This window comes from uncultured Oxalicibacterium sp. (assembly GCF_913776015.1).
Taxonomy (GTDB): Bacteria; Pseudomonadota; Gammaproteobacteria; order Burkholderiales; family Burkholderiaceae_D; genus Oxalicibacterium.
The window spans coordinates 91,645-115,523 of sequence record NZ_CAJYMD010000051.1 but is presented as its reverse complement, the minus strand read 5'-3'; the positions used below and the strand labels follow the sequence as shown (position 1 = coordinate 115,523).

Genomic DNA, 23,879 nt, shown 5'->3' with positions numbered 1-23,879 from the left:
TGTTGGAGATCGCCGCCTCCCTGACGGCGATCATTGCTGCACTCAAGGTTCCTGACGCGTCTTCACCAGCTTGGCGGTATCGAATCCCTGCACTGTAACGCGATTGACGATGGCTTCATAAGTGGCTTCCGGCAAAGTTGGGGTGCGCGACAAAATCCACAGATATTCGCGCGACGGTTCGCCGACGGCTGCATACGAATAATCATCGGCCAGATCGATCACCCAGTAATCGGCCCAGACGAAGGGCACCCATGCCAGCCAGTCCGGAGCGAAACGTACTTTCAAGCGTGCATTGGTGACGGCATCGGCCACGCGTGCCCGGCCGACTGCTTCATCCGCGCTGCCATCCTTTTGCTTGCAGCGATTGATGACATCAATATCACCATCCTCACGCTTGCGATATTGTGCCGTGACATTGCCCGTGCACTGATCCTGAAAACGGTTCGGAAACCGCGCAACTTCGTACCAGGTCCCGACATACTTGGTCAGATCGACCTTGGCAACCGGCTTCACTTCTTGTGCCACCGCGGGAAAACTCGCCAAACCCGCCAGCATCATACCCACCACCAATAAGCGCTTCATGATGTTTCCCTTTCGATTAAAATCAGATGACGTTCGGCATGCAGAGTCGGCACGTGCAAGGCACGTACCTCGGTAACGTGCCAGCCGGCAGGCAGTCGCGCAATTTCTTCGTCGGGTGCCACGCCCTTGAGAGCGATGAAACGCCCACCCTGTTTCAGCAAATGCCCTGACCAGGTCACGAAGTCATTAAGTTCGGCAAACGCGCGCGACGTGATGACGTCGAACGGTTGCGGTGCCTGCCAATGCTCCACACGTCCGGTCTGCACACTGACGTTAGACAAGCCAAGTTCCGCTTTGACTTGCGTCAGGAAGGCTGTTTTTTTATGGACCGTATCGATCATCGTCAGTCGCAACTGCGGTTGCGCTTCCTGCGCCCAGATCGCCAGCACGATGCCCGGCAAGCCGCCACCGGCGCCAACGTCCAGTACACGTTCAGCACCGTCAAATGCCGATACAGCGGCCAGCGAATCGAGCAGATGCTGTACGACCATCTGGGCCGGATCACGCACGGCGGTAAGGTTGTAGACGGCATTCCACTTGATCATCAGCCCCAGATAATCGATCAGCTTTTGCAGCTGCGCTTCACTGAGCGATAACGACAAGGCTTGCGCGCCATCCGCCAGTTGTGCCTTCAAGGCGGCAATATCCAGTGGCTTCATGCAGCGGCTTCAGATGGTGGTAGCGCGGAAAATTCCTTGAAGCCGCCTTTCTTCAGGTGGACAAGCAACAGCGAAATCGCTGCCGGTGTCACGCCGGAAATACGCGATGCCTGCCCCAGCGTTTCGGGACGATGCTTGCACAGTTTCTGCCGCACTTCAAAAGACAGTCCCTTGACTTCCATGTAGTCAAACACGGTGGGCAACTTCAGGTTTTCATAATGATCGTGGCGCTCGACTTCCTTGGCCTGCCGATCGATGTAGCCCGCGTATTTGAGCTGGATTTCCACCTGCTCGCGCACAGCATCATCGGTAACGCCCGGACCACCGAGGTCTTGTCCGTCCATACCCTTGAGCGTCAGCAGGGACTCATACGAAACGTTCGGGCGGCGCAACAAGTCAGCAAGCGCATACTCGCGTTCGATAGCCTTACCCAGCACGCGCTCGGCTTCCGCCTGCGCCAGAATGCGGGGATTCACCCAGGTCGAACGCAGACGTTCGAGTTCAAGCGCAACGGCTTCGCGCTTGGCTTCAAAAGCAGCCCATTGCGCATCACCGACGCAACCGAGCTTTCGACCGATTTCTGTCAGACGCATATCGGCGTTGTCTTCACGCAGGCTCAGGCGGTACTCGGCGCGGCTGGTGAACATGCGATATGGTTCCAGCACGCCTTTTGTTATCAAATCATCAACCAACACACCCAGATAGGCTTCGTCGCGGCGTGGCGTCCAGGCATCACGTTCCTGCGTCTGCAGCGCGGCATTCAGTCCGGCCAGCATGCCTTGTGCTGCCGCTTCTTCGTAACCGGTGGTGCCGTTGATCTGGCCGGCAAAGAACAGTCCCTTGATGACCTTGGTTTCCAGCGATGCCTTCAATCCACGCGGATCGAAGTAATCGTATTCGATCGCATAGCCGGGACGCAGAATGTAGGCATTTTCCATTCCACGCATCGAACGTACGAGATCGAGCTGTACGTCAAAAGGCAGACTGGTGGAAATACCGTTCGGATAAAACTCGTTGGTCGTCAGGCCTTCGGGTTCGAGGAAAATCTGGTGCGAGTTCTTGCTAGCGAAGCGATGAATCTTGTCTTCGATCGACGGGCAATAACGCGGCCCTACACCTTCGATCACACCGGTGTACATCGGGCTGCGATCCAAGCCGCTGCGGATGATGTCGTGTGTTTTCTCGTTGGTATGCGTTACCCAGCACGGCATCTGGCGCGGATGCATGGCAGCATTACCCATCACCGAAAAGACTGGCACCGGATCAAGATCGCCCGGTTGTTCCTCCATCACTGAGAAATCGATACTGCGACCATCGATGCGTGGCGGCGTACCGGTTTTCAGACGACCCTGCGGCAGCTGCAATTCCTTAAGGCGTGCCGACAGCGATACAGCCGGTGGATCCCCTGCCCGACCTGCTGCATAGTTATTCAGGCCGACGTGGATTTTCCCATCGAGGAAAGTCCCGGCCGTCAGCACAACGGCTTTTGCCTGAAAACGGATACCGACCTGCGTCACCGCGCCAACCACTCGATCACCCTCGACGATCAAGTCGTCCACGGCTTGCTGGAACAACCAGAGGTTAGGCTGATTTTCCAGACGCGAACGGATTGCCTGCTTGTACAACAAACGGTCTGCCTGTGCACGGGTAGCACGCACCGCCGGACCTTTGGACGAATTCAGAATGCGGAACTGGATGCCAGCCTCATCAGTGGCAATGGCCATCGCACCACCCATGGCATCCACTTCCTTGACCAGATGCCCCTTACCAATCCCACCGATCGATGGATTGCAAGACATCTGCCCCAGGGTTTCGATGTTATGGGTAAGCAGCAATGTAGCCTGCCCCATGCGTGCAGAAGCCAACGCGGCCTCCGTTCCGGCATGGCCGCCGCCAACAACAATGACATCGAATTTGGTGGGATAGAGCATGATGCGCCTCGACGAGACGGTTAAACAGAGGCGAGATTATAAGGGCTTTTCAACTTTATTTCCCTGTCACTGACGTGACTTATCAATGAACAAAACAATGTTTCACGTGAAACCGTCACCTCAGGAACGCATCGTAGGTGGTTTTCACAATCAAACTACCCACGACGATCAAAAACAGAACGCGAACGAAACCTGTGCCATATCGCATTGCCAGACGGATACCGATCAAGGAACCACAGACATTACATACCGCCATCACCGCGCCCAGTTGCCACAACACATGACCGCTATAACCAAACCAAAGTAACGCGGCGACATTACAGGCGACATTGACCACCTTGGCAACCGCCGAAGAACTCAGAAAATCGAAACCAAAGAATCTGACGAACAAGAAGACCAGAAAACTCCCTGTTCCCGGCCCGAAGAATCCGTCGTAAAACCCTATGCAGGAGCCAACTAGAATTGCGGCGATCTTTTCAGTACGGCCAGCATGTACTGGTGCATGCACACTGCCAAAGTCTTTTTTACTCAAGGTATAGATCGCCACGGCCACCAATACAACAGGAAGCAGCTTGCGGAAAAAGTCAGGTGAAACATGCGTTACCGTATAGGCGCCCACAAACGACAGAGCAAATGCTGCGATAGCAGCTGGTAGCGCAGTGCTCCATTGCACACGGATCTTGCGCGCATAACCATGTGCCGCTGCCACCGTTCCCCATACACTTGCAAACTTGTTCGTTCCCAAGAGCGTTGCTGGCGCCATATTCGGCATTGCCGAAAACAAGGCAGGAATCTGGATCAAGCCACCACCCCCAACTACCGCATCGATCATCCCGGCAAAGAACGCAGCAATGCCGAGAGCAACAATCAATTGATCCATCATTCACCTAAACAAAAACAGGATGTTTCACGTGAAACATCCTGTCGAAGAAACTACCAGTATATTACTTATTGACGGGCATCGAGAACTCCGCACCCTTGCCTATCGATGATGACCAACGCTGCATAATGGATTTATACCGAGTGTAGAACCGCACACCCTCTTCTCCATAAGCATGCAAGTCACCAAACATGGAACGCTTCCAGCCTCCAAATGAATGCCAAGCCATCGGAACCGGTAACGGGACGTTGATGCCAACCATACCGACTTCGATACGTCGGGAGAATTCCCGTGCCGTGTTGCCATCCGCTGTGAACAGCGCTACGCCATTGGCAAATTCATGTTCATTGATCAAATCGATGGCCGCGCCCAAATCCGGCACACGTACGACACACAATACAGGGCCGAAGATTTCTTCCTGATAAATACGCATCTCCGGCGTCACATGATCGAACAAGGTACCGCCGACAAAGAATCCTTTTTCATGACCGACTACACGGAACCCTCTGCCATCCACCAGTAATTTGGCACCTGCCCGAACACCATCGACAATATAGCCTTCGATTCTTGCTTGATGCGCAGCACTGACAACCGGCCCCATTTCCGATTGCTGATCCATGCCGTTGCCCACCTTCAGGGAACGAACGCGTTTTTGCAACGTATCGACCAGTGCATCTGCAATCGAACCCACCGCCACGGCAACCGAAATTGCCATGCAACGTTCCCCTGCCGAACCATACGCTGCCCCCATCAACGCATCCACCGCCTGTTCCAGATTGGCATCGGGCATGACCACCATGTGATTCTTGGCACCGCCCAATGCCTGCACCCGCAAAGGATAAGGTCCCTTGCGCGCGGCACCCGTCGTATAAATATGCTCGGCAATCGGAGTCGAACCGACAAAGGAAACTGCGCGCACATCCGGGTGCGCCAGCAAACCATCGACCACTTGCTTGTCCCCCTGGAGGACATTGAACACACCATCAGGCAAGCCGGCTTGTTGCAGCAATTCCGCCACCATCAATGATGGAGAAGGATCACGTTCCGATGGTTTGAGAATGAAGGTGTTCCCGGTTGCCAGCGCCATCGGTGCCATCCACATCGGCACCATGAAAGGGAAATTGAAAGGCGTAATACCGACCGTGACACCCAATGGCTGTCGCAGATTCCAGTTATCGATGCCACCACCAACATGATCGGTATAAGCAGTCTTCAGCAATTGCGGTGCGCCACAGGCAAATTCGATCACTTCCAGGCCGCGTGTCACCTCACCTTTGGCATCGGAAAACACCTTGCCATGCTCACGCGTGATGGCTGCTGCCAAATCATCGTGGTGTTTTTCTATTAATTCCTTGAATTTGAATAGCACGCGCGCACGTCGCAAAGGCGAAGTGTCGGCCCATGCTGGCGCGGCTGCCTTGGCAACGGCCACCGCATTTTTCACATCAGTCGTATTGCCCAGCAAGACTTTTCTACTGACCTCGCCCGTTGCCGGATTAAAGACATCCTGATAGCTGCGGTCTGCGATGTTTACGACACGACCATCGATGAAATGACCAATTCGCCCGTCGTCCTGCATGCTCATGTTGCCTCCCAGTTTGATGCACGCCGCCAATGAAAGAAAACGTCAAGATTACCATTCTGCGCTTTGACCAGGCATGCACATTTGTCACGTATGACAACCTGTGGATAAAGCTGTATAAAACGCATGGATAGCTTGTGGGTAAAGCTGTTTACAACTTCAGTCAGGAATTTATACAAAATCCATCCTTGCTTCGTACACCCCTTATGCAAGGATTTATGAATCGTACAAGGTCATGATTTTTATAGGTTTACTCTACTTATCCACAATTAACACCCGACGTTAACTATTACTACTATTCATATATACAAACAAAAGTATTAAAACCCTCGCTCTTTTTCTGCCGGATTCCTCTTCAACTTCTCATGGAATGGAACCTCATCGCTTCTTTTTGGAAAACCTTTTTCCTTGAAATAAAAAATGAGCGAGAAGGAACAAAACCTGGCTTCCATTCAACAGCAATGTGGATAAATCTTTGGAAAACCATTGCTTGAACAGTGAATAAGAAAGGGAAAACCTTCTGAACAGAATTTATACAGAATCTGTCCTTTGTAATCAGGATGGTTTTCCATATAGATGTAAAAATTCTAGAGACTTGATTTAAAAGAAGTTAACAGACTTATCCACAGAACAAGCATGACGTTAACCATTACTACTATTCTTATATATACATCACAGATATAAAAAAACCCCGTACATCTCTGCCGGGGTTCTCAATTGCCACAAAATCACTGGATTCAGTTTTTTATTCTTTGAATGCTCGTTTCCAAAGCAACTGGATACGTCACTTTTTCAAGGTTTTACCTGGTGGTGGCGCAACCGGTTTTTCCTTTGCTTCCTTGAGCAAGGTGGCACACTGGCTCTGTTCTTCGCCACCTACGTTGATCAAGGGCAGCAAGGCGGCAAGCGGTGCTGCAACCGCACCGAGTGTCAGTGCGCCACCTGCTTTCAATGCCAGCACGCCTTTGTCTACGCCAACGTCCGGATTCTTGAATGTTCCTTTGACATAGAGCGGCGCACGCAGCGATACGATACGCAAGCCCTTGCTGACAGGCTTGATGGTCAGATTGAAGTTCTCCGTTGCCATGTTGATATCGCCTGTGACATGAATGATGGCATCTTCGGTATCGACGACAAGCGTACGGGTATTGATCACGCCATTGGTCACGGCCAGATCGGTCGCCATGCAGTTCAGCTTGACCTGCTTGTCGCCGAACAAGGTAGACAAAACGATATTGCCGACATTCAGACCCATTTGCTCCAGCAGCAGCTTGCTGATGGTGCCGTCATTCACCAGCGCCTTGATTTCACCATTGGAGGCCGCCAGAAAGCTCGCTATGGAGCCGCCAGTGGCAGACAGGGAGGTATCTGCATTGACTTCACCAAAGCTCGCCTGCATCGGCTGGAAGGTCGGGAACAGTTGCTTGAGCTTCAAGCTGCGTGCCGATACCTTGGCTTGCGCCTTGATGACTGGATTGCTGCCATCCATCTTGATATCGGCCGTCAGCGTACCGCCAGCCATGCCGAACTTGAGGGGACTCAGGGTCACCACCTTGTCCTTGAGGATCAGGTGCGTGTTCAGGTTATCGATAGGCAGCGATGCATCACGAACGATCTTGCGACCGGTTATCTGCACATCGGCATCAATGCTGTCCCAGCGATCCGTCGTGAATTTTTCCACCGGCAAAAGCTTGTCGGCCGGTTGATTGGCAGCAACACCGCGTTCACGTTTGCTTTCGTTGGAATCGGCACCAATGATCGGCCCCAGATCGGCAAAATTGAGCAGATTGGAGACAACTGTTCCCGACAGCAGAGGACGTGGCTGTTTGCCTTCGTAAGTCAGGGTACCGCCGATATCGCTCTCCCCCATCTTGCCCTTGAAGTTTTCATAGGTCCACTTACCGCCCAAATCGTTCGTGGTGCCTATCAGACGGCCCTCAGTGGAATAAGCAGGTGTTTTTGGCAAAGTGATGCCTGTCAGCGGATAGAGATCCGCCATGCTCGGGCCGGAGAGCTTCAGGCGCATGTCGATGGCCGCCAGTTCCTGCGGCTTGGTGATCGTGCCATTGACGGCAATCGATGTTTTGCCGACGCTCACGCTGGCTTGCAGAGGAAAAGGTTTTTCCACATTGCGCAAGGCAAGCAACTCGCCTGCCTTGCCTTCACCACCAATACGTGCGCCGTTGAAGCTGCCGGACAATTTCCAGCCCATCACGAAATCGCTATTGGTCGCAGGATCGAGTGAGTCGATGTTGGCCTTGGCATCGATGTTCTTGATTTCATCCTTGAGTGCAATTTCGCCCTTGTAGAACAGCAAGCGCTGCAAATCGAGTTTCCATTCGGATGGGCTATCGTCTTCCTTGTCGAACGTCCAGTTGTTGCGGCCATCTTTCAGGCGTTCCAACACGATTTTTGGATCATCGAGTTGAAGAGTCGGGATGACGATATTCTTGGCTAGCAAGGGCAAGGGATTGACCGAGAAAGTGATGTGGCCCACTTCTGCCATGTTCTGTTTTTGCTTTGACCATTCCGGCTGGCCCATCACCACGTCTTGCGCGCTAAGCCGGGGAACCGGCACCCAGTCACGCCAGGTATCCGTTTTGGGAAAGCCGCGTTGCCAGGTCAGCGAAAGATCGCCATTGATGGCAAATGGACGGCCAGTTGCCTCGCTGACCTTATCGTTGATCCAGGGCTTGGCGCGATTCCAGTCGAACGTGATCAGGATGATGATCAGCAGACTGATTGTCGCCAATGTGGCGATTCCGCTCCATAGGATGATTTTCTTTGCGCGTGACATAGCCATCTCTCTTCTTTCATTGTTATCTGAGTGGAATGAATGAGAGTCGGGATTTCGCAGGCGAGTTCAACCGCGGATGCAAGCATGCATCGTTCAGGAAGGGATGTTGATCTGTTGGGTAAAGCAGTCTGTCAGACAATGCGGATAGAAAAAAATGGATGGTCTATGAACGTAGGCAGCCGACGTTGCGACTGCTTCGTTCAGTCTTGCAAAAAGAACCCGTATATAGAGGCATCATCGAACCTTACCAATACATCGGATAGGTTTTCTTGCGCACCAGATTGTTGTACGCCAATGCGACCAGAACCAGAAAAATGGCGCCAAGCAAGGTGGGAAACAACAGAAAATGCCAGCCCGGCATACCGAGAAACACGATGACCGGATTGGAACCGGCAGGTGGATGTACGGTAAGGGTTGCCATCATGACGATGATAGCGCTGCCGACGGCAAGTGCCAGTGACCACCATTGAGGTCCGACGAGATGAAGGTAAAGCAGACCGATCAGGCTACTCAGAAAATGGCCGACGATCACATTGCGTGGCTGCGCCAGCGGGCTATCTGCCAAGGCGAAGATGATGACGCAGGAAGCACCGAACGAACCAAGAATCAGAATGGTTTCCGTCATTTCGGCAAGTAGCGCGATTAGGGCAATCGCAACAAAGCCGCCGATGCCTGACAACACGATCTGTTTGAACGAGGGTCGCACTGGCAAAGGCATGGCATTTTCAAAAAATCGCTTGTTTTCCTGCATGGCATGTAACGCTTGCAAGCAAGCGCGTATGTGAAAAAGAGAATGAGACGAGCGACGGCAAGGCGAAGCTGAAAAAAAGCCGATGCGCCAGGGCATCGGCATGAAGGAACCCGATAATCAGACCGGACCGGCCATCCGCAATCGGGTTGAGACAAAACGTGTTTTTATTTGATGGCTTGGAACTTGGCAGCTTCTTCCGATCCACCCGTGGCATTGCCATCGCTGTACGAGTGCGCACCAACGCCCGCCAGTTTGCCGCCCTGCACGATCAGGTATTCGTCACGAATCGGACGGCCTTCGAAATAGCATTCGAGGATTTCACGCGTACCGGCTGCGTAACGTGCTTGGGCCGTCAAGCTGGTGCCCGAGATATGTGGCGTCATGCCGTGGTGCGGCATGGTGCGCCATGGGTGATCTGCAGGTGCCGGTTGCGGGAACCAGACGTCGCCGGCATAACCTGCCAACTGGCCGTTTTCAAGTGCCTTGACGATCGCATCGCGATCGCAGAGTTTTCCGCGTGCGGTGTTGATGATGTAGGCGCCGCGCTTGAAGTATTTCAGAGTGTCTTCATTGATCATGTGTTCGGTTTCGGGATGTAGTGGGCAATTCAGCGTCACGACATCGCAGGCGCCGGCCAGACTCTTCAGCGTGCTGTGATAGGTCAGGTTCAGTTCTTTTTCAACCGATTCAGGCAAGCGGTGACGATCCATGTAATGCAGCTTGACGTCGAACGGCTTGAGCAGACGCAGCACACGCAAACCGATACGGCCTGCAGCAACGGTACCGACGCTCATCGCTTCCAGATCGTAGGAACGCGAGACACAGTCGGCAATGTTCCAGCCGCCCTTGACGACCCAGTTGTACGAAGGAATGTAGTTACGCACTTGTGAGAGGATCATCATCACCACGTGTTCGGCCACCGAATGGCTGTTGCAATACGTGACTTCGGCAACTGTGATGTTGTGCTTGTTTGCTGCTTGCAGATCGGTGTGATCGGAACCGATACCGGCCGTCACGATCATCTTCAGTTTCTTGGCTTTGGCGATGCGTTCGGCCGTCATGTAGGCAGGCCAGAAAGGTTGCGAGATGATGATTTCGGCATCGACGAGTTCCTTGTCGAGTACGCTGTTTGCGCCATCTTTACTCGACGTCACGACCAGTTGATGGCCATTCGATTCAAGATATTTGCGCAGGCCGAGTTCGCCCGATACGCTGCCCAATAGATGGCCTGGCGTGAAGTCGATGGCTTTCGGGGTTGGCAGCGTCTGGCCGTCGGGATAGATCGATGGTTGCGCGACTTCGTCGCGTGCATAGGTTTTCGGATAGCCGGTGACAGGATCGTCGTACAGAACACAAAGGACTTTTGCCATGTTGCTTCTCTCCAGTTGGTTGCAAGGATTTGCGAGGTCTTGGGGAAGTTGGGAAAAGACTTGGCCGGCACCGGCTTTTCCTTGTTCTTCTTCAAGCAGACATCGTGTGATGTCAGCGCATGCATCTTAGGAAGGAAGCAAAAGAGGGTCTAATCGTTTGATGTGATAGCTTGATAAGCCTTGCTTATGTAAGCATCGAAACGCGCCTGCAGATCTAGTTGCAAGGCCACTTGTCGCATGGCGACGACGACGGGCGAGCTGGGATCGTGATCGAGTGAAATCAAGCCGATGGATCGACTGAGTTCGGGTGTGAGCGGAATCGCAGTCATGTCGTCACGCAGTTCGTACAGGCACAGCAGACTGTGCGGCACGACGCTGAACAGGCCAGCATGTCGCACATGCGAATACACGGCAAAGGTGGAATCGGTTTCGGTTACGACATTCGGTTTGACTTCTGCCTGCCGAAATCCGGCATCGACGATGCGCCGATTCTGCATGTGCGACATCAACAGGCACATCGGCAAGGTTGCTGCCTCTTCCCACGTGATGCTTTGCTTGCCATCGAGCGCGGCACGGTCACGCGCCAATAGCATGTAGCGCTCTTCGTAAAGCGGTTGCACATGAAAGCCGCTCAGGCGCTGGTCTTCGAGATACGTCATGCCGACGTCGAGTTCGAAGGCATCGAGACGTCGCATGATTTCTTCAGTGCTCAGTGACAGTACCTGCTGTCGCAGATCGGGATGCGCTTCGCGGCATGCGCCTGTCAGCAGCGAGACGATCGGCATGGTGGTGGGAATCGCACCCAGACGGACGGTGCCAGTCAGCTTTTCTTGCGATAGTGACGCGGCTTGCTTCAGCCCTTCCAGTGCTGCCAGGGTTTGCCGTGCCCAGTCGAGAATGCGCTCGCCTTCCGGTGTGAATCCCTGAAAGCGATGGCCGCGCTGCACGATGGCCACCCCGAGTTCGTTCTCCAGATTGCGCACCGCGGCCGACAAAGCGGGTTGCGAAACACAGCATACCTCGGCAGCACGCGCGAAATGTTTTTCACGTGCCAGCGTGACCAGGTAATCGAGTTGGCGTACGAACATGGTGGCGATCCATTCAATGGTTGGCACGACATGCCGTGAAGGCATGCGAGTAAAAGCGGACACAGCGAATTGGCACAGTAACGACGAAATCCGAAAGCGCGTTTGCCATGACGATATCGACCGATTGCTGCCTACAAGTCGAAATGTGCAAGCCACATGGTAGCGATTCCTTTGCGCGAGCCTGTGAATGTCCCTGCTGCAAACGCGGGGAAATCCTGCGAATTTCGGCGTGGCCGGCGTCTGTCATCGATAAAATGTGGGCCTGAACTGATTTCGTTATGTTGTTTAAGGTTATATCGTGTAGTATATCGCGATCGATAGGTATCTTGACTACATGACGATCAGGCTTTTGAACCCTTTCATTCAAAGAGACTGACATGAGCAAGGCATCCTCACCGATCAAGATGGAAGGATTGTCCAAAACGCGCGGCAAACGCTGGGACCATCTCGAACTGCTGGAACGCATCGATGCGTCGGGTTCGATTTCGGCCGCGGCCAGCGAAATGGGCATGAGTTACAAGGCAGCCTGGCAAGCCGTGGAATCAATCAACAATCTGTCGCACGAACCTGTCGTTGTGCGACAACCCGGTGGCAGCAGTGGTGGCGGTACGGCACTGACCGAATACGGTCGCCGCATCGTCGCCACTTACCGACGTCTCGAAGAGATGTGGGCAGCCGTGCCGGAATCGGTCAGTCGCATGATGGGCGATTTTGACCTTTATTACTCGATGAGCAGGAGATTCGATATGCAAACCAGCGCACGCAACCAGTTTCTCGGCACGGTCAAACACGTCAAGAAAGGCGCAGTCAACGCCGAGGTCGTGCTCGATATTGGTGGCGGCAATGAACTCGCTGCCATCATCACGAATGACAGCGCCGATCATCTGGCGCTTGAAGTCGGCAATGAAGCCTACGCGCTGGTCAAAGCGCAATGGATCATCCTGACGGTCGAAACCAATTTCAAGACCAGCGCGCGCAATACGCTGACGGGTACCGTGGTGCGTTGCCAGGAAGGTGCCGTCAATGCCGAAGTCGTGGTCGAACTGCCGGGCGGCAAAACGGTGGCCGCCATCATCACCAACGAAAGCGTGAAAACGCTCGGCCTCAAGGTCGGTGGCAAGGCCACGGCCATGATCAAGGCATCGCACATCATTCTGGCCGTTCCGTCGTGATTGCTGCGTGAAGGCCGCATCGATTTTTCCACTACCTGGTTGATTCATCATGAAAATGTTTCCTCGTTCCCTGCTCGTCGCTCTGATCGCTTTGAGTTTGTCGTCGGCTGCGCTGGCTGAAGAAGTCCAAGTGGCTGTCGCGGCCAACTTCACGGCACCGATGAAAGCGATTGCCGCCAACTTCGAAAAGGAAACCGGCCACAAGGTCACGCCATCGTTCGGCGCAACGGGCAAGTTCTACGCACAAATCCAGAATGGGGCGCCGTATGACGTCTTCCTGGCAGCGGATGATGAGACGCCAGCCAAGCTGGAAAAGGAACATGGCATCGTCGCCGGTTCACGCTTCACATATGCCACTGGCAAGCTGGTGCTGTGGTCGTCGCAAGCGGGCTACGTGGATGACAAGGGCGAGATCCTGAAGAAGAACACCTTCTCCAAACTCGCACTCGCGCAACCGAAGCTGGCCCCCTACGGCCTGGCAGCGGAAGAAACGATGAAGAAGTTGGGCCTGTACGACACGCTGACACCGAAGTTCGTGTTGGGTGAAAGCATCGGCCAGACCTTTACCTTCATCAACACGGGCAATGCGCAACTGGGTTTCGTCGCGCTGTCGCAAGTATATGAAGACGGCAAACTGAAAAGCGGTTCTGCCTGGATCGTGCCGGCCAATCTGCACAACCCGATCCGCCAGGATGCCGTGATTCTGAACAAGGGCAAGGACAACAAGGCTGCGGCCGAATTCATCAAGTATCTGAAGACCGAATCGGTCAAGGCATTGATTCGTACCTACGGCTACGATCTGTAATCGCATTGAAGAGGTTTCCTGATGTTCACCGATGAAAACATCGGTGCGATTGTCTTGACCATCAAGCTCGCCAGTCTCACCACCTTCATCCTGTTGTTGATCGGTACGCCGATTGCGTGGTGGCTGGCGCGTACCCGCTCGTGGTTCAAGGGCCCGGTCGGGGCGTTCGTCGCACTGCCCATCGTTTTGCCTCCGACCGTGATCGGCTTCTATCTTTTGGTGACACTCGGCCCCAATGGCCCGATCGGCCACCTCACACAATCGCTCGGCCTTGGTACCCTACCCTTCACCTTCACGGGATTGGTGGTCGGTTCGGTGTTTTATTCGATGCCGTTCGTTGTGCAGCCGATTCAGAATGCGTTCGAGGCGATGGGCGACCGTCCGCTTGAAGTCGCCGCCACCTTGCGTGCTTCGCCGCTCGATACTTTTTTCAATGTCACGCTGCCGCTGGCCAAGCCCGGTTATCTGACGGCCATCGTGATTGGTTTTGCGCATACGGTTGGCGAGTTCGGCGTGATCCTCATGATCGGCGGGAATATCCCCAACGTCACGCGTACGATCTCGGTGCAGATTTACGATCATGTCGAAGCGCTTGAATATGCGCAGGCACATGTGCTGGCCGGCGGCATGGTGGCGTTCTCGCTGCTGGTGCTGATGACGCTCTATCTGCTGAACCCGACCGGGAGGCGCAAATGAGCGACGCACAAATCCGCGCGCGTTTCGATATTCGCTACGGTGCATTCGAACTCAACGTCGATCTGGCTATTCCGGTGCGCGGCGTGACGGCGCTGTTCGGGCCTTCGGGTTCGGGCAAGACCACCATCCTGCGCGCACTCACCGGCATCGAACGATTCAAGGGCGCGTATCTGTCGGTGAATCAGCATGTCTGGCAAGACGATGTACAAGGCATCTTTTTGCCGACCTACAAGCGCCCGCTCGGTTATGTGTTTCAGGAAGCGAGTCTGTTTGCGCATCTGAATGTGCGGGGCAATCTCGAATTCGGCATGCGCCGCGTGCCAGCTGCGGAACGGCGCGTGTCGCTCGATCAGGCGGTCGAATTACTCGATATTGCGCATCTGATGGATCGCAAGCCGGATCGTCTATCCGGCGGCGAACGTCAGCGTGTGGCGATTGCGCGTGCGCTGGCGACGAGTCCGCGTCTGCTGTTGATGGATGAACCGCTTGCCGCGCTCGATCCGCGCCGCAAGGAAGAGATCATGCCTTACCTGCAGCGCCTGCATGACGAGCTGGAGATTCCCGTGATCTACGTCAGCCATTCGCCGGATGAGGTCGCACGTCTGGCCGATCATCTGATCCTGCTGGAAAACGGCAAGGTAGTTGCCAGTGGCGCGGCGGCAGACCTGCTGACACGTCTGGATTTGCCGCTGGCACATGGCGATGCAGCCAGTGCACTGGTAACGGCCACGATCGTCGAGCAGGATGAAGTATTCCACCTGATGCGCGCCGAATTCAGCGGCGGCAGCCTGCAATTGACGCAACAGCATGCACGCATCGGACAGACCGTACGTATTCGTGTGCAGGCGCGCGATGTCAGTCTGACGCTGGCACCGCAACAAGGCACTAGTGTGCTCAACAGTGTGCCGGCCATCGTTACCGACATTCTGGAAGAAGCGACCGGGCAGGCAATGATCGGGCTCGATGCCAATGGCACACGGCTGTTGTCACGCATCACGCGTAAATCGGTCGCCGCCATGCAACTGCAAATCGGCTCGCGTGTTTATGCGCAGATCAAGGGTGTCGCGATTCTTAAATAAGATTGGCTTAATGCAGCGCGTTGACGGAAGGCAACGACGCTGGTCTGAATGGCCGAGTTGGTATCAGCCAACCGACTTGTTCAAACCAAAGGCTTCGGAGAGTTTGAGTATCTGACCGGTCTGGCTCGAATCGTAACCGGCCAGATCGTCAATCGCCTGCTTGAAGCTGGCCGACTGCACAACCTTGATCACGAGTTCGATTAACGGGTCTTCCATCATCGCTACCGGCAATGCCATGAAGTAGCGCTCCTTCACCAACGGAATGAAGTCGAGGTTGAAACGATCTGCCGCCGTTTGCACGCCCACGCCGACGTCCGCCATGCCACTGGCAATGTAGGCGGCTACCGCCGAATGCGTGAACTCATTGCTTGGATAACCTTCGATCTCATTCGGTGAAATATCGGCACCGGCCAGCATCAGTTCCAGCAGCATGCGCGTGCCGGAACCGACTTGCCGATTGACGAAGCGCACACCATCGCGTTTGAGGTCTTCCAGTTGCGAGATGTTTTTCGGATTGCCCGGCAGGACGAACAGCCCTTGCGTACGAACCGCCAGATGCACAAGGCAATGTTCGCGTGGATTGAGCCATTGCATGTAACGTTCGACGGCCTTGGCTTCGAACTCGCCGAGCGGCACATGAAAACCAGCCAGATCGCATTCGCGGCGTGAGAGCGCAGCGACCGCATCGGTGCTGTTGCGATAGCGCAGATCGACCGGCAGGTTCGCTTCGGTCAGTTGCTTGAGCAACGCATCGACGGCAAAGCCGTGGCTGGCATCGAGACGCAATGAATGAATCTTGCCGACGATGGTTTTGCCGATTTCGTTTTCGAGTTCGGAAGCCAGGCTTTCCAGCATCGGCGACAGGCGCGCACGAATGCGGCGATCGGCCCAGATCAGTTTTTCCGCCAGGGGTGTCAGCGTGGTACCGCGTCCGCGATCCGTGTTCAACAGTGCGGTATTGAAGAGCTGTTCGACGTTGCGCAACATGCCCCATGCATAACGATAAGACAGTCCAACCGATTTGGCTGCATTCGAAATGGAGCCTGTACGCTGGATTGCGGTCAGCAACCGAAGCAGAACGGCGGTATCGACGGTCTCGTTTGCCTCATGTGTCACCTCCCAGTGGGGATTGATGATGACTTTGAACATGACTCGGAAGCGTCCTAGAATGAATATCCGGTCAAAAACGGGCGCAAACGGTGAAAAAACCGCTTTCATATGCACAGAGAAACATATAGTTGCCACACGCTGTGGCGTTTACGCCGTGTTTACCGATATGAATGAAAAAGCATATTGAATTACCACACTGGCAGTGTTACCTTTCGCGTGTTGCAAGGCATACCCCAGCAAAACTATATGCTCTAAACAGCATATAGACAAGAATTTTTACAAGGAAACACTATGGTCTCGTTGGATTTCACGACCGTATGGCAGGCAGCAGTGCCATTTGCGTCGCTAGGAGGAGTGTAAGTATGAGCACCCAAACTTTTGATATGGCAACCGTTGAGGCGATCATCGCCAAACGTAAATCGATGCCAGGCGCATTGCTGCCGATTCTGCATGACATTCAAGGTGCGATTGGCTACATTCCGCCAAGCGCTGTTCCTGCGATTGCCGAAGGCATCAATGTCTCGCGCGCTGAAGTGCATGGTGTCATTACCTATTACCACTTCTTCCGTCAGCATCCAGCGGGCAAGCACGTTGTGCAGATCTGCCGCGCCGAAGCCTGCCAGGCACGCGGTTGCGAAGATCTCGCCTCGCACGCCAAGGAATTGCTGGGTTGCGATTTCCACGGTACCACCGACGACAACAACTTCTCGCTCGAAACCGTGTACTGCCTCGGCCAATGCGCTAGCGGCCCTGCTGTCCAGATCGATGACGACCTGTACGCACGCGTATCGAAAGAGAAATTCAACCGCCTGATCCAGGCGAAGCGAGGTGTCCAATGACCATTACCGTATTCGTCCCGCGCGATTCGACCGCGCTGGCTCTCGGCGCGAATGAAACCGCTGCCGCCATCGCCAAGGAAGCGAAAGCCCGTGGCATCGACATCAAGCTCGTGCGCAATGGTTCGCGCGGCATGTTCTGGCTGGAACCGCTGGTTGAAGTCGCGACCGACGCTGGCCGCATCGGCTTTGGTCCGATCGAAGAACACGAAGTCGCCGGTCTGTTCGACGCTGATTTCCTGAACGGCGGCAAGCATGACAAGGCGCTCGGCCTGGTGGAAGAAATCCCTTACCTGAAAAAACAGGAACGCCTGCAATTCGTGCGCGTTGGTATCACCGATCCTGTTTCGCTGGAAGACTATCTGGCACACGACGGCTATGTCGGCCTGAAAAAAGCCATCACCATGGAAGCGGCTGCCATCGTGCAGGAAGTCACCGACTCCGGTCTGCGTGGTCGCGGCGGTGCAGCATTCCCGACCGGTATCAAGTGGAAAACCGTTCTGGGCGCAAAAGCCGATCAGAAATACATCGCTTGTAATGCCGACGAAGGCGACTCGGGCACCTTCTCCGATCGTATGGTCATGGAAGACGATCCATTCATGCTGATCGAAGGCATGACGATCGCCGGTATCGCCGTTGGCGCAACCGAAGGTTACATCTACGTGCGTTCGGAATACCCGCACTCGATCGCTAACCTGAACGAAGCCATCGACAACGCCAAGGCTGCCGGTTACCTGGGCGAAAACATCCTCGGTTCGGGCCGCACCTTCAATTTGCAAGTGCGCAAGGCTGCTGGTGCCTACGTTTGTGGCGAAGAAACCGCTATGCTGGAATCGATCGAAGGCAAGCGCGGCATGGTTCGTGCAAAACCACCGCTTCCAGCACTGGAAGGCCTGTTTGGCAAGCCAACGGTCATCAACAACGTCATTTCGCTGTCTGCTGTACCATTGATCCTGTCACGTGGCGCTGAGTTCTACAAGAACTACGGCATGGGCCGTTCGCGCGGCACGCTGCCTATGCAATTGGCTGGCAACCTGAAATACGGTGGCCTGGTTGAAAAAGCATTCGGCGTGACCTTGCGTGAATTGCTGTATGACTTCGGTGGCGGTTCGGAATCGGGCCGTCCTATCCGTGCGGTACAGGTTGGTGGCCCACTCGGCGCCTACATGCCTGAATCGCTGTTCGATACACCGTTTGACTATGAAGCATTTGCTGCCGTCGATTCGACGGTTGGTCACGGTGGTCTGGTTGCCTTCGACGATACCGTTGATATGGCAAAGCAGGCACGCTATGCAATGCATTTCTGCGTTGCTGAGTCGTGCGGCAAGTGCACCCCGTGCCGGATCGGTTCGACGCGTGGTGTAGAAGTGATGGACAAGATCATTGCTAACCAGAATCGTCCACAACAGATTCGTCTGTTGCGTGATTTGTGCGATGTGATGGTCACGGGATCGCTGTGCGCGATGGGCAATATGACACCGTTCCCGGTGTTGTCGGCCCTGAACCACTTCCCTGAAGATTTCGGCGATCAACCTATGGCAACCGCAGCGTAAGCTGAGAGACTGGAGCTAAAAATGAATCTGTTAAACGGTATCGATTACGGCACGCCAAAGCGCGAGTCGGAAAACATGATCACCCTGGAAATCGACGGTATCACTGTGACCGTACCGCAAGGTACGTCGGTCATGCGTGCTGCTGCCGAATACGGTATCAACGTCCCTAAACTGTGCGCTACCGACAGCCTCGAAGCATTCGGTTCGTGCCGTCTGTGCCTGGTTGAAATCGAAGGCCGTCGCGGCTATCCGGCATCGTGCACCACGCCGGTCGATCCTGGCATGAAGGTCAAGACCCAGACGCCTAAACTGGCAGACATCCGCCGTGGCGTCATGGAACTGTACATCTCGGATCACCCACTGGACTGCCTGACCTGCCCAACCAACGGTAACTGCGAACTGCAGGACATGGCTGGTGTTGTTGGCCTGCGCGAAGTGCGTTATGGCTACGATGGCAACAACCATCTGCGCATGGAAAAGGATGAATCCAATCCATACTTCACCTACGATGCATCGAAATGTATCGTTTGTAACCGTTGCGTCCGTGCCTGCGAAGAAACCCAAGGTACGTTTGCTCTGACGATCGACAGCCGCGGTTTCGCATCGCGTGTGTCGGCCAGCCAGAACGAAGACTTCATCGATTCGGAATGCGTTTCCTGCGGTGCTTGCGTTGACGCATGCCCAACCGCAACCCTGACCGAAAAAACCGTCATCATGCTGGGTCAAGGCGAACACAGCAAAGTCACCACCTGTGCATACTGCGGTGTTGGCTGCTCGTTCAAAGCCGAGATGAAGGGCAATGAAGTCGTTCGTATGGTGCCTAACGAAAACGGTGGTGCAAACCATGGTCACGCCTGCGTTAAAGGCCGTTTCGCCTGGGGCTATGCAACCCACAAAGATCGTATGCTCAAGCCAATGATCCGCAGCAAAATCACGGATCCATGGAAAGAAGTGTCGTGGGAAGAAGCGATCAACTACGCCGCATCCGAAATCAAACGTATCCAGGCTAAACACGGCAAGGATTCGGTTGGTGGTCTGGTTTCGTCGCGTTGCACCAACGAAGAAGGCTATCTGGTTCAGAAGCTGGTTCGTGCTGCATTCGGCAACAACAACGTTGATACCTGCGCACGTGTTTGCCACTCGCCAACGGGTTATGGCCTGAAAGTGACGATGGGTGAATCGGCGGGTACGCAGACGTTTGACTCCGTCATGAAATCGGACTGCATCCTGATCATCGGCGCCAATCCTGCCGCGGGTCACCCAGTGTTCGCGTCGATCATGAAGCGTCGTCTGCGCCAAGGTGCAAAACTGATCGTTGTCGATCCACGTACGACCGAAATGGTCAAGTCGCCACACATCCAGGCTGACTATCACCTGAAATTGAAACCAGGTGCCAACGTGGCAATCGTCAATGCATTGGCGCACGTCATCATCACCGAAAACCTGCACAAGCCAGACTTCATCAAGGAACGTTGCGAAGTTGCGTCGTTCGAAGAATGGGCAGAATTCGTGTCGCTGGAAGAAAACTCGCCAGAAGCTCTTGAGCCATTCACTGGCGTGCCTGCTGCCGACATTCGTGGTGCTGCCCGCATGTTTGCATCGGCAAACAACGCAGCGATTTACTACGGTCTCGGCGTTACCGAACACGCACAAGGTTCGACCACCGTTATCGGTATCGCCAACCTGGCGATGGCAACCGGCAACGTTGGCCGCGAAGGCGTGGGCGTGAACCCGTTGCGTGGTCAAAACAACGTTCAAGGTTCGTGCGATATGGGTTCGTTCCCACACGAACTGCCAGGCTACCGTCACGTTTCGGATTCCGTCGCTCGCGCCGAATTCGAAGCTGTCTGGAATTGCAAACTGGAATCCGAACCAGGTCTGCGTATTCCGAACATGTTTGACGCTGCTCTGGAAGGTACCTTCCTGGGTCTGTACTGCGAAGGTGAAGACGTTGTTCAGTCCGATCCAAACACGCAACACGTTACCGCTGCTCTGGAAGCAATGGAATGTGTCATCGTTCAGGACATCTTCCTGAACGAAACCGCCAAGTACGCACACGTCTTCTTGCCGGGCGCATCGTTCCTGGAAAAAGACGGTACCTTCACCAACGCCGAACGTCGTATCTCGCGCGTTCGTAAAGTGATGCCGCCTAAAGCTGGTTACGCTGACTGGGAAGTCACGCAGATGCTGTCGAACGCATTGGGTTACCCAATGAACTACAAGCATCCACGTGAAATCATGGACGAAATCGCTGCACTGACGCCAACCTTTACCGGTGTGAGCTTCAAGCGCATCGACGAACTGGGTGGCAGCATCCAGTGGCCATGCAACGACGAAGCGCCAGAAGGTACGCCAACGATGCACATCGATGCATTCGTGCGCGGCAAAGGTCGTTTCATCAACACCAAGTTCTACGGCAGTGGCGAACGTCCAAGCAAGGAATTCCCGTTCATCCTCACCACGGGTCGTATCCTGTCGCAGTACAACGTTGGTGCACAAACGCGTCGTACCTTCAACAACATGTGGCATAGCGAAGATCGTCTCGAGATCCATCCGGACGATGCAGCAGAAAAAGGCATCAAACAGAACGACTGGGTTGGTATTAAGTCGTCTGCTGGTGAAACCGTTCTGCGCGCTGATATCACCGAGCGTATCCAACCAGGCGTCGTGTACACCACGTTCCACTTCCCTGAGTCGGGTGCCAACGTGATCACCACCAACTCGTCCGACTGGGCAACCAACTGCCCTGAGTACAAGGTGACGGCTGTTCAGATCACGCCGGTGGATCAACCTTCGGAATGGCAGCGTACGTATAACCGCTTCAACACGCAGCAGGAGCGTTTTGCCAGTACGGACATGATCCCGCGTGAAACGGCAACGAAGTAAGGTGTAATGACGCGTGATGAATGCTGTCACCGACGATGAACGCAGTGCACTGGTTCGCGTCCCGGTAGAAAAATGGGATGCGGACCAGCACATTGTCTGCGAAGACGATGTCGCTGAAGAAGTGCCCGTGGCATTGGAGTACAACGGCATTTCGCACGCGGTGATGATGGCATCACCCTACGATCTGGAAGACTTTGCGCTGGGTTTTTCCCTGAGTGAAGGCATCCTCCAGAGCAAGTCGGAACTGTATGACTGTGAGGTCGTGCCCGGATGCGATGGCATTCAGGTACAACTGGAAATCGCAACCGAACGATTCGTGGCGCTGAAAGACAAACGTCGCAATCTGACGGGTCGCACGGGATGTGGCTTATGCGGTGCCGAAACGCTGGAACAGGCAATTCGGCACCCGCAGGCAGCCCAGGGCAATGCGATGTTCACTGCGTCGCAGATTCATGCCGGCATGCGTGCCATGCGTGCGCAACAGCGCCTGCAGAAGTATACGGGCGCGACGCATGCTGCAGCATGGATGGATCTAAGCGGCGAAGTCGTACTCGTTCGTGAAGATGTAGGGCGTCACAATGCGCTGGACAAGTTGATCGGTGCGATGGCCAGCCGTCGTTTCGATTTTGCCGCCGGCGCGGTGCTGATTACGAGCCGTGCCAGTTATGAAATGGTGCAGAAGTCGGCCACGATGGGTATCGGATTGATTGCCGCCATTTCGGCGCCGACAAGTCTTGCGATCAAGATGGCCAATGACACCAATGTCACGCTGGTGGGTTTCGTACGTGACCAGAGCCACGTCGTTTATGCGCAGCCGCATCGGTTGAAGCACGATAATTGAAGTAGTTATTCTTTCGAAGGAAGACAGGAATGAGCGGCAATAACATTGATACGCTGATCAAGATGGCAAACCAGATCGGTGATTTTTTCGTGGCCATGCGCGACCGCAATCAGTCGATCGATGAATTCATCGGCCATCTCAAGCGTTCGTGGGATCCACGCATGCGCAAGGCACTGATGGCGCATGTCGATCAACACAATGGCGAAGGTCTGAGCGAGTTTGCACTGGAAGCCGTGCGTTCACGCAAATTGATCTAAGCCCTGCCGGCAAGGATCCAAGGAAAGGCTGCATTGTTTCGACAATGCAGCCTTTTTCCTTTCTTCCAGTTGCCTCAAGGAACAGCCGCCGTCGTGTAAGGGGCTGTTGCCATCAAGCGCATATGTAAAGAGCGTCCCTAGCAGATGCCGGATGATGGTTGGCATAAAAAAGCGCGGATGAACCGCGCTTGTCATTCTTCGGCAAAGATATCTTCACTCGCCTGCTTTTTATCCCGCGCTTCCTCTACCATGCGGCGATGTGCAATCCTCTGGCGCATGATTTCGGCATGCTGCTCGGCTGTCATTGGCGGTGCCGTCATCAGCTCTTTGAGCAAGGCACCGTTCGTGTAGTTGTTTTTGATTATCTGACCCAAGTCGTACTCCCTGTAGCAAGGTAACTTCACTTTCGGCAAAACATCAAATGCGCGCTCGATGAGCTTGCGCGGGCGCTTGTTACTGCGGTTTCAGCCATTCTGCCTGCAAACACAGTAGTTGTATGCCTAATTGCAACAACAATCGGTTAAACGTCTCACAGATGGCAACAAATAAAAAAAGCCCAGCGGCGATAGGCACGCTGGGACTTGAACCTTCCCTGAGAGGGAGGAGGAGACATCCTGGGCTGCATTTGCAGATACCTCTCTGCATGCGACAGACTAACTTGCAAAACGGTCAACCGACTCTATCTGCTTTCCGTTGCTAGAGGACTGCAACGGCATGCCGGAAATCAGGCAAGCGCCGGCTTACCAGAGAACAGCGACACGAAGACGCGCGGAATGCGGACTTCTGCAGCAAAGGCTGGTTTGTATGGAGCAGGCGTAATGAGTGGCTTGGACTGCGTCTTGCTTCCACCTTGTGGTCGCCCTCCCTGCTTTTTCTTTCCGTAAATCGCGAGCATGCGCAGTTCGGCAGCAACTTCCGGTTGCGATTGTGCAATACGGTTGGCTTGGCGGAACAGAGCAAATGGCGAAGCGGTCGTTGTAAGGCGGCGGAATGAGGTAAACATG

At 54.5% G+C, this 23,879-nt stretch carries 22 protein-coding genes; 10 read left to right on the top strand and 12 right to left on the bottom strand.

Going from position 1 to position 23,879, the window contains the following annotated elements; all coding sequences use genetic code 11:
• Positions 1-42: 42 nt before the first annotated feature.
• The 5 genes from QZ725_RS08795 to QZ725_RS08775 all read right to left on the bottom strand — a co-directional run bounded on the left by QZ725_RS08795 (position 43) and on the right by QZ725_RS08775 (position 5,637).
• On the bottom strand, positions 43-582 hold the full coding sequence (locus QZ725_RS08795; RefSeq protein ID WP_293778600.1) for a lipocalin family protein: 540 nt from the start codon (positions 580-582) through the stop codon (positions 43-45).
• Entirely contained in the window at positions 579-1,241 is a 663-nt protein-coding gene (rsmG, locus tag QZ725_RS08790) for a 16S rRNA (guanine(527)-N(7))-methyltransferase RsmG (RefSeq protein WP_293778599.1), read from the bottom strand. Before rsmG ends, QZ725_RS08795 begins: the two co-directional genes overlap by 4 nt.
• Complete coding sequence (gene mnmG, locus QZ725_RS08785; protein WP_293778597.1) at positions 1,238-3,172, bottom strand: tRNA uridine-5-carboxymethylaminomethyl(34) synthesis enzyme MnmG; 1,935 nt, start codon at positions 3,170-3,172, stop codon at positions 1,238-1,240. The genes rsmG and mnmG overlap by 4 nt, the downstream gene beginning before the upstream one ends.
• A 115-nt stretch (positions 3,173-3,287) precedes the next feature.
• On the bottom strand, positions 3,288-4,055 hold the full coding sequence (locus tag QZ725_RS08780) for a TSUP family transporter (protein WP_293778595.1): 768 nt from the start codon (positions 4,053-4,055) through the stop codon (positions 3,288-3,290).
• Between the two features lie 61 nt (positions 4,056-4,116).
• Positions 4,117-5,637: a CoA-acylating methylmalonate-semialdehyde dehydrogenase gene (locus tag QZ725_RS08775; protein WP_293778593.1), complete on the bottom strand. Its 1,521-nt coding sequence runs from the start codon at positions 5,635-5,637 to the stop codon at positions 4,117-4,119.
• A 362-nt stretch (positions 5,638-5,999) separates the two neighbouring features.
• On the opposite strand from QZ725_RS08775, the gene QZ725_RS08770 reads away from it, so the two are divergent.
• The gene (locus QZ725_RS08770) at positions 6,000-6,128 is read left to right on the top strand and encodes a hypothetical protein (protein WP_293778591.1); all 129 of its coding nucleotides are present in this window, start codon (positions 6,000-6,002) and stop codon (positions 6,126-6,128) included.
• A 290-nt stretch (positions 6,129-6,418) separates the two neighbouring features.
• Here the strand turns inward: QZ725_RS08770 and QZ725_RS08765 are convergent, their stop codons facing one another.
• The 4 genes from QZ725_RS08765 to QZ725_RS08750 all read right to left on the bottom strand — a co-directional run bounded on the left by QZ725_RS08765 (position 6,419) and on the right by QZ725_RS08750 (position 11,667).
• Positions 6,419-8,437: an AsmA family protein gene (locus QZ725_RS08765; RefSeq protein ID WP_366774004.1), complete on the bottom strand. Its 2,019-nt coding sequence runs from the start codon at positions 8,435-8,437 to the stop codon at positions 6,419-6,421.
• 238 nt (positions 8,438-8,675) lie between these two features.
• Positions 8,676-9,149 carry an HPP family protein gene (locus QZ725_RS08760; protein ID WP_293778589.1) on the bottom strand — a complete coding sequence of 158 codons (474 nt, stop codon included), beginning with the start codon at positions 9,147-9,149 and terminating at the stop codon, positions 8,676-8,678.
• 197 nt (positions 9,150-9,346) lie between these two features.
• The gene (locus tag QZ725_RS08755; RefSeq protein WP_293778588.1) at positions 9,347-10,552 is read right to left on the bottom strand and encodes an NAD-dependent formate dehydrogenase; all 1,206 of its coding nucleotides are present in this window, start codon (positions 10,550-10,552) and stop codon (positions 9,347-9,349) included.
• A gap of 149 nt (positions 10,553-10,701) precedes the next feature.
• Positions 10,702-11,667 carry a LysR family transcriptional regulator gene (locus QZ725_RS08750; RefSeq protein WP_293778587.1) on the bottom strand — a complete coding sequence of 322 codons (966 nt, stop codon included), beginning with the start codon at positions 11,665-11,667 and terminating at the stop codon, positions 10,702-10,704.
• A 350-nt stretch (positions 11,668-12,017) separates the two neighbouring features.
• Here QZ725_RS08750 and QZ725_RS08745 point away from each other — a divergent pair, with 350 nt between their 5' ends.
• Genes QZ725_RS08745 through modC form a run of 4 tightly spaced genes read left to right on the top strand, consistent with a single transcriptional unit; the run spans position 12,018 to position 15,392 of the window.
• Positions 12,018-12,812, top strand: a complete 795-nt coding sequence (locus QZ725_RS08745) for a TOBE domain-containing protein (protein ID WP_293778585.1) — start codon at positions 12,018-12,020, stop codon at positions 12,810-12,812.
• Between the two features lie 49 nt (positions 12,813-12,861).
• Positions 12,862-13,617 carry a molybdate ABC transporter substrate-binding protein gene (gene modA, locus QZ725_RS08740; protein WP_293778583.1) on the top strand — a complete coding sequence of 252 codons (756 nt, stop codon included), beginning with the start codon at positions 12,862-12,864 and terminating at the stop codon, positions 13,615-13,617.
• Positions 13,618-13,638: 21 nt separating this feature from the next.
• Positions 13,639-14,313 (top strand): molybdate ABC transporter permease subunit, encoded by a 675-nt coding sequence (modB, locus tag QZ725_RS08735; RefSeq protein ID WP_293778581.1) that lies wholly within the window; start codon positions 13,639-13,641, stop codon positions 14,311-14,313.
• The gene (modC, locus tag QZ725_RS08730; protein WP_293778580.1) at positions 14,310-15,392 is read left to right on the top strand and encodes a molybdenum ABC transporter ATP-binding protein; all 1,083 of its coding nucleotides are present in this window, start codon (positions 14,310-14,312) and stop codon (positions 15,390-15,392) included. The genes modB and modC overlap by 4 nt, the downstream gene beginning before the upstream one ends.
• A gap of 63 nt (positions 15,393-15,455) precedes the next feature.
• On the opposite strand, the gene QZ725_RS08725 is transcribed toward modC, so the two are convergent.
• A complete protein-coding gene (locus tag QZ725_RS08725; RefSeq protein ID WP_293778578.1) occupies positions 15,456-16,541 on the bottom strand; it encodes a substrate-binding domain-containing protein in 1,086 nt (361 codons plus the stop codon).
• A 323-nt stretch (positions 16,542-16,864) separates the two neighbouring features.
• On the opposite strand from QZ725_RS08725, the gene QZ725_RS08720 reads away from it, so the two are divergent.
• The 5 genes from QZ725_RS08720 to QZ725_RS08700 are packed head-to-tail and all read left to right on the top strand — an operon-like array spanning position 16,865 to position 22,875.
• Positions 16,865-17,341 carry a formate dehydrogenase subunit gamma gene (locus tag QZ725_RS08720; protein ID WP_293778576.1) on the top strand — a complete coding sequence of 159 codons (477 nt, stop codon included), beginning with the start codon at positions 16,865-16,867 and terminating at the stop codon, positions 17,339-17,341.
• Positions 17,338-18,891 carry an NADH-quinone oxidoreductase subunit NuoF gene (locus tag QZ725_RS08715; protein ID WP_293778574.1) on the top strand — a complete coding sequence of 518 codons (1,554 nt, stop codon included), beginning with the start codon at positions 17,338-17,340 and terminating at the stop codon, positions 18,889-18,891. Before QZ725_RS08720 ends, QZ725_RS08715 begins: the two co-directional genes overlap by 4 nt.
• Before the next feature lie 21 nt (positions 18,892-18,912).
• Positions 18,913-21,777, top strand: a complete 2,865-nt coding sequence (fdhF, locus tag QZ725_RS08710) for a formate dehydrogenase subunit alpha (protein WP_293778572.1) — start codon at positions 18,913-18,915, stop codon at positions 21,775-21,777.
• A gap of 16 nt (positions 21,778-21,793) precedes the next feature.
• The gene (gene fdhD / locus QZ725_RS08705; protein WP_293778571.1) at positions 21,794-22,618 is read left to right on the top strand and encodes a formate dehydrogenase accessory sulfurtransferase FdhD; all 825 of its coding nucleotides are present in this window, start codon (positions 21,794-21,796) and stop codon (positions 22,616-22,618) included.
• Between the two features lie 29 nt (positions 22,619-22,647).
• Complete coding sequence (locus QZ725_RS08700) at positions 22,648-22,875, top strand: formate dehydrogenase subunit delta (RefSeq protein WP_293778569.1); 228 nt, start codon at positions 22,648-22,650, stop codon at positions 22,873-22,875.
• A 191-nt stretch (positions 22,876-23,066) separates the two neighbouring features.
• Here the strand turns inward: QZ725_RS08700 and QZ725_RS08695 are convergent, their stop codons facing one another.
• The gene (locus QZ725_RS08695) at positions 23,067-23,249 is read right to left on the bottom strand and encodes a hypothetical protein (protein WP_293778671.1); all 183 of its coding nucleotides are present in this window, start codon (positions 23,247-23,249) and stop codon (positions 23,067-23,069) included.
• Between the two features lie 350 nt (positions 23,250-23,599).
• Positions 23,600-23,878 carry a hypothetical protein gene (locus tag QZ725_RS08690; protein ID WP_293778567.1) on the bottom strand — a complete coding sequence of 93 codons (279 nt, stop codon included), beginning with the start codon at positions 23,876-23,878 and terminating at the stop codon, positions 23,600-23,602.
• Position 23,879: the final 1 nt, after the last annotated feature.

Excerpts from the sequence above, each read along its gene's own strand:
- QZ725_RS08795 (WP_293778600.1), bottom strand. The coding sequence starts at position 582 with ATGAAGCGCTTATTGGTGGTGGGTATGATGCTGGCGGGTTTGGCGAGT.
- rsmG (WP_293778599.1), bottom strand. The coding sequence starts at position 1,241 with ATGAAGCCACTGGATATTGCCGCCTTGAAGGCACAACTGGCGGATGGC.
- mnmG (WP_293778597.1), bottom strand. The coding sequence starts at position 3,172 with ATGCTCTATCCCACCAAATTCGATGTCATTGTTGTTGGCGGCGGCCAT.
- QZ725_RS08780 (WP_293778595.1), bottom strand. The coding sequence starts at position 4,055 with ATGATGGATCAATTGATTGTTGCTCTCGGCATTGCTGCGTTCTTTGCC.
- QZ725_RS08775 (WP_293778593.1), bottom strand. The coding sequence starts at position 5,637 with ATGAGCATGCAGGACGACGGGCGAATTGGTCATTTCATCGATGGTCGT.
- QZ725_RS08770 (WP_293778591.1), top strand. The coding sequence starts at position 6,000 with ATGGAATGGAACCTCATCGCTTCTTTTTGGAAAACCTTTTTCCTTGAA.
- QZ725_RS08765 (WP_366774004.1), bottom strand. The coding sequence starts at position 8,437 with ATGGCTATGTCACGCGCAAAGAAAATCATCCTATGGAGCGGAATCGCC.
- QZ725_RS08760 (WP_293778589.1), bottom strand. The coding sequence starts at position 9,149 with ATGCCTTTGCCAGTGCGACCCTCGTTCAAACAGATCGTGTTGTCAGGC.
- QZ725_RS08755 (WP_293778588.1), bottom strand. The coding sequence starts at position 10,552 with ATGGCAAAAGTCCTTTGTGTTCTGTACGACGATCCTGTCACCGGCTAT.
- QZ725_RS08745 (WP_293778585.1), top strand. The coding sequence starts at position 12,018 with ATGAGCAAGGCATCCTCACCGATCAAGATGGAAGGATTGTCCAAAACG.
- modA (WP_293778583.1), top strand. The coding sequence starts at position 12,862 with ATGAAAATGTTTCCTCGTTCCCTGCTCGTCGCTCTGATCGCTTTGAGT.
- modB (WP_293778581.1), top strand. The coding sequence starts at position 13,639 with ATGTTCACCGATGAAAACATCGGTGCGATTGTCTTGACCATCAAGCTC.
- modC (WP_293778580.1), top strand. The coding sequence starts at position 14,310 with ATGAGCGACGCACAAATCCGCGCGCGTTTCGATATTCGCTACGGTGCA.
- QZ725_RS08725 (WP_293778578.1), bottom strand. The coding sequence starts at position 16,541 with ATGTTCAAAGTCATCATCAATCCCCACTGGGAGGTGACACATGAGGCA.
- QZ725_RS08720 (WP_293778576.1), top strand. The coding sequence starts at position 16,865 with ATGAGCACCCAAACTTTTGATATGGCAACCGTTGAGGCGATCATCGCC.
- QZ725_RS08715 (WP_293778574.1), top strand. The coding sequence starts at position 17,338 with ATGACCATTACCGTATTCGTCCCGCGCGATTCGACCGCGCTGGCTCTC.
- fdhF (WP_293778572.1), top strand. The coding sequence starts at position 18,913 with ATGAATCTGTTAAACGGTATCGATTACGGCACGCCAAAGCGCGAGTCG.
- fdhD (WP_293778571.1), top strand. The coding sequence starts at position 21,794 with ATGAATGCTGTCACCGACGATGAACGCAGTGCACTGGTTCGCGTCCCG.
- QZ725_RS08700 (WP_293778569.1), top strand. The coding sequence starts at position 22,648 with ATGAGCGGCAATAACATTGATACGCTGATCAAGATGGCAAACCAGATC.
- QZ725_RS08690 (WP_293778567.1), bottom strand. The coding sequence starts at position 23,878 with ATGTTTACCTCATTCCGCCGCCTTACAACGACCGCTTCGCCATTTGCT.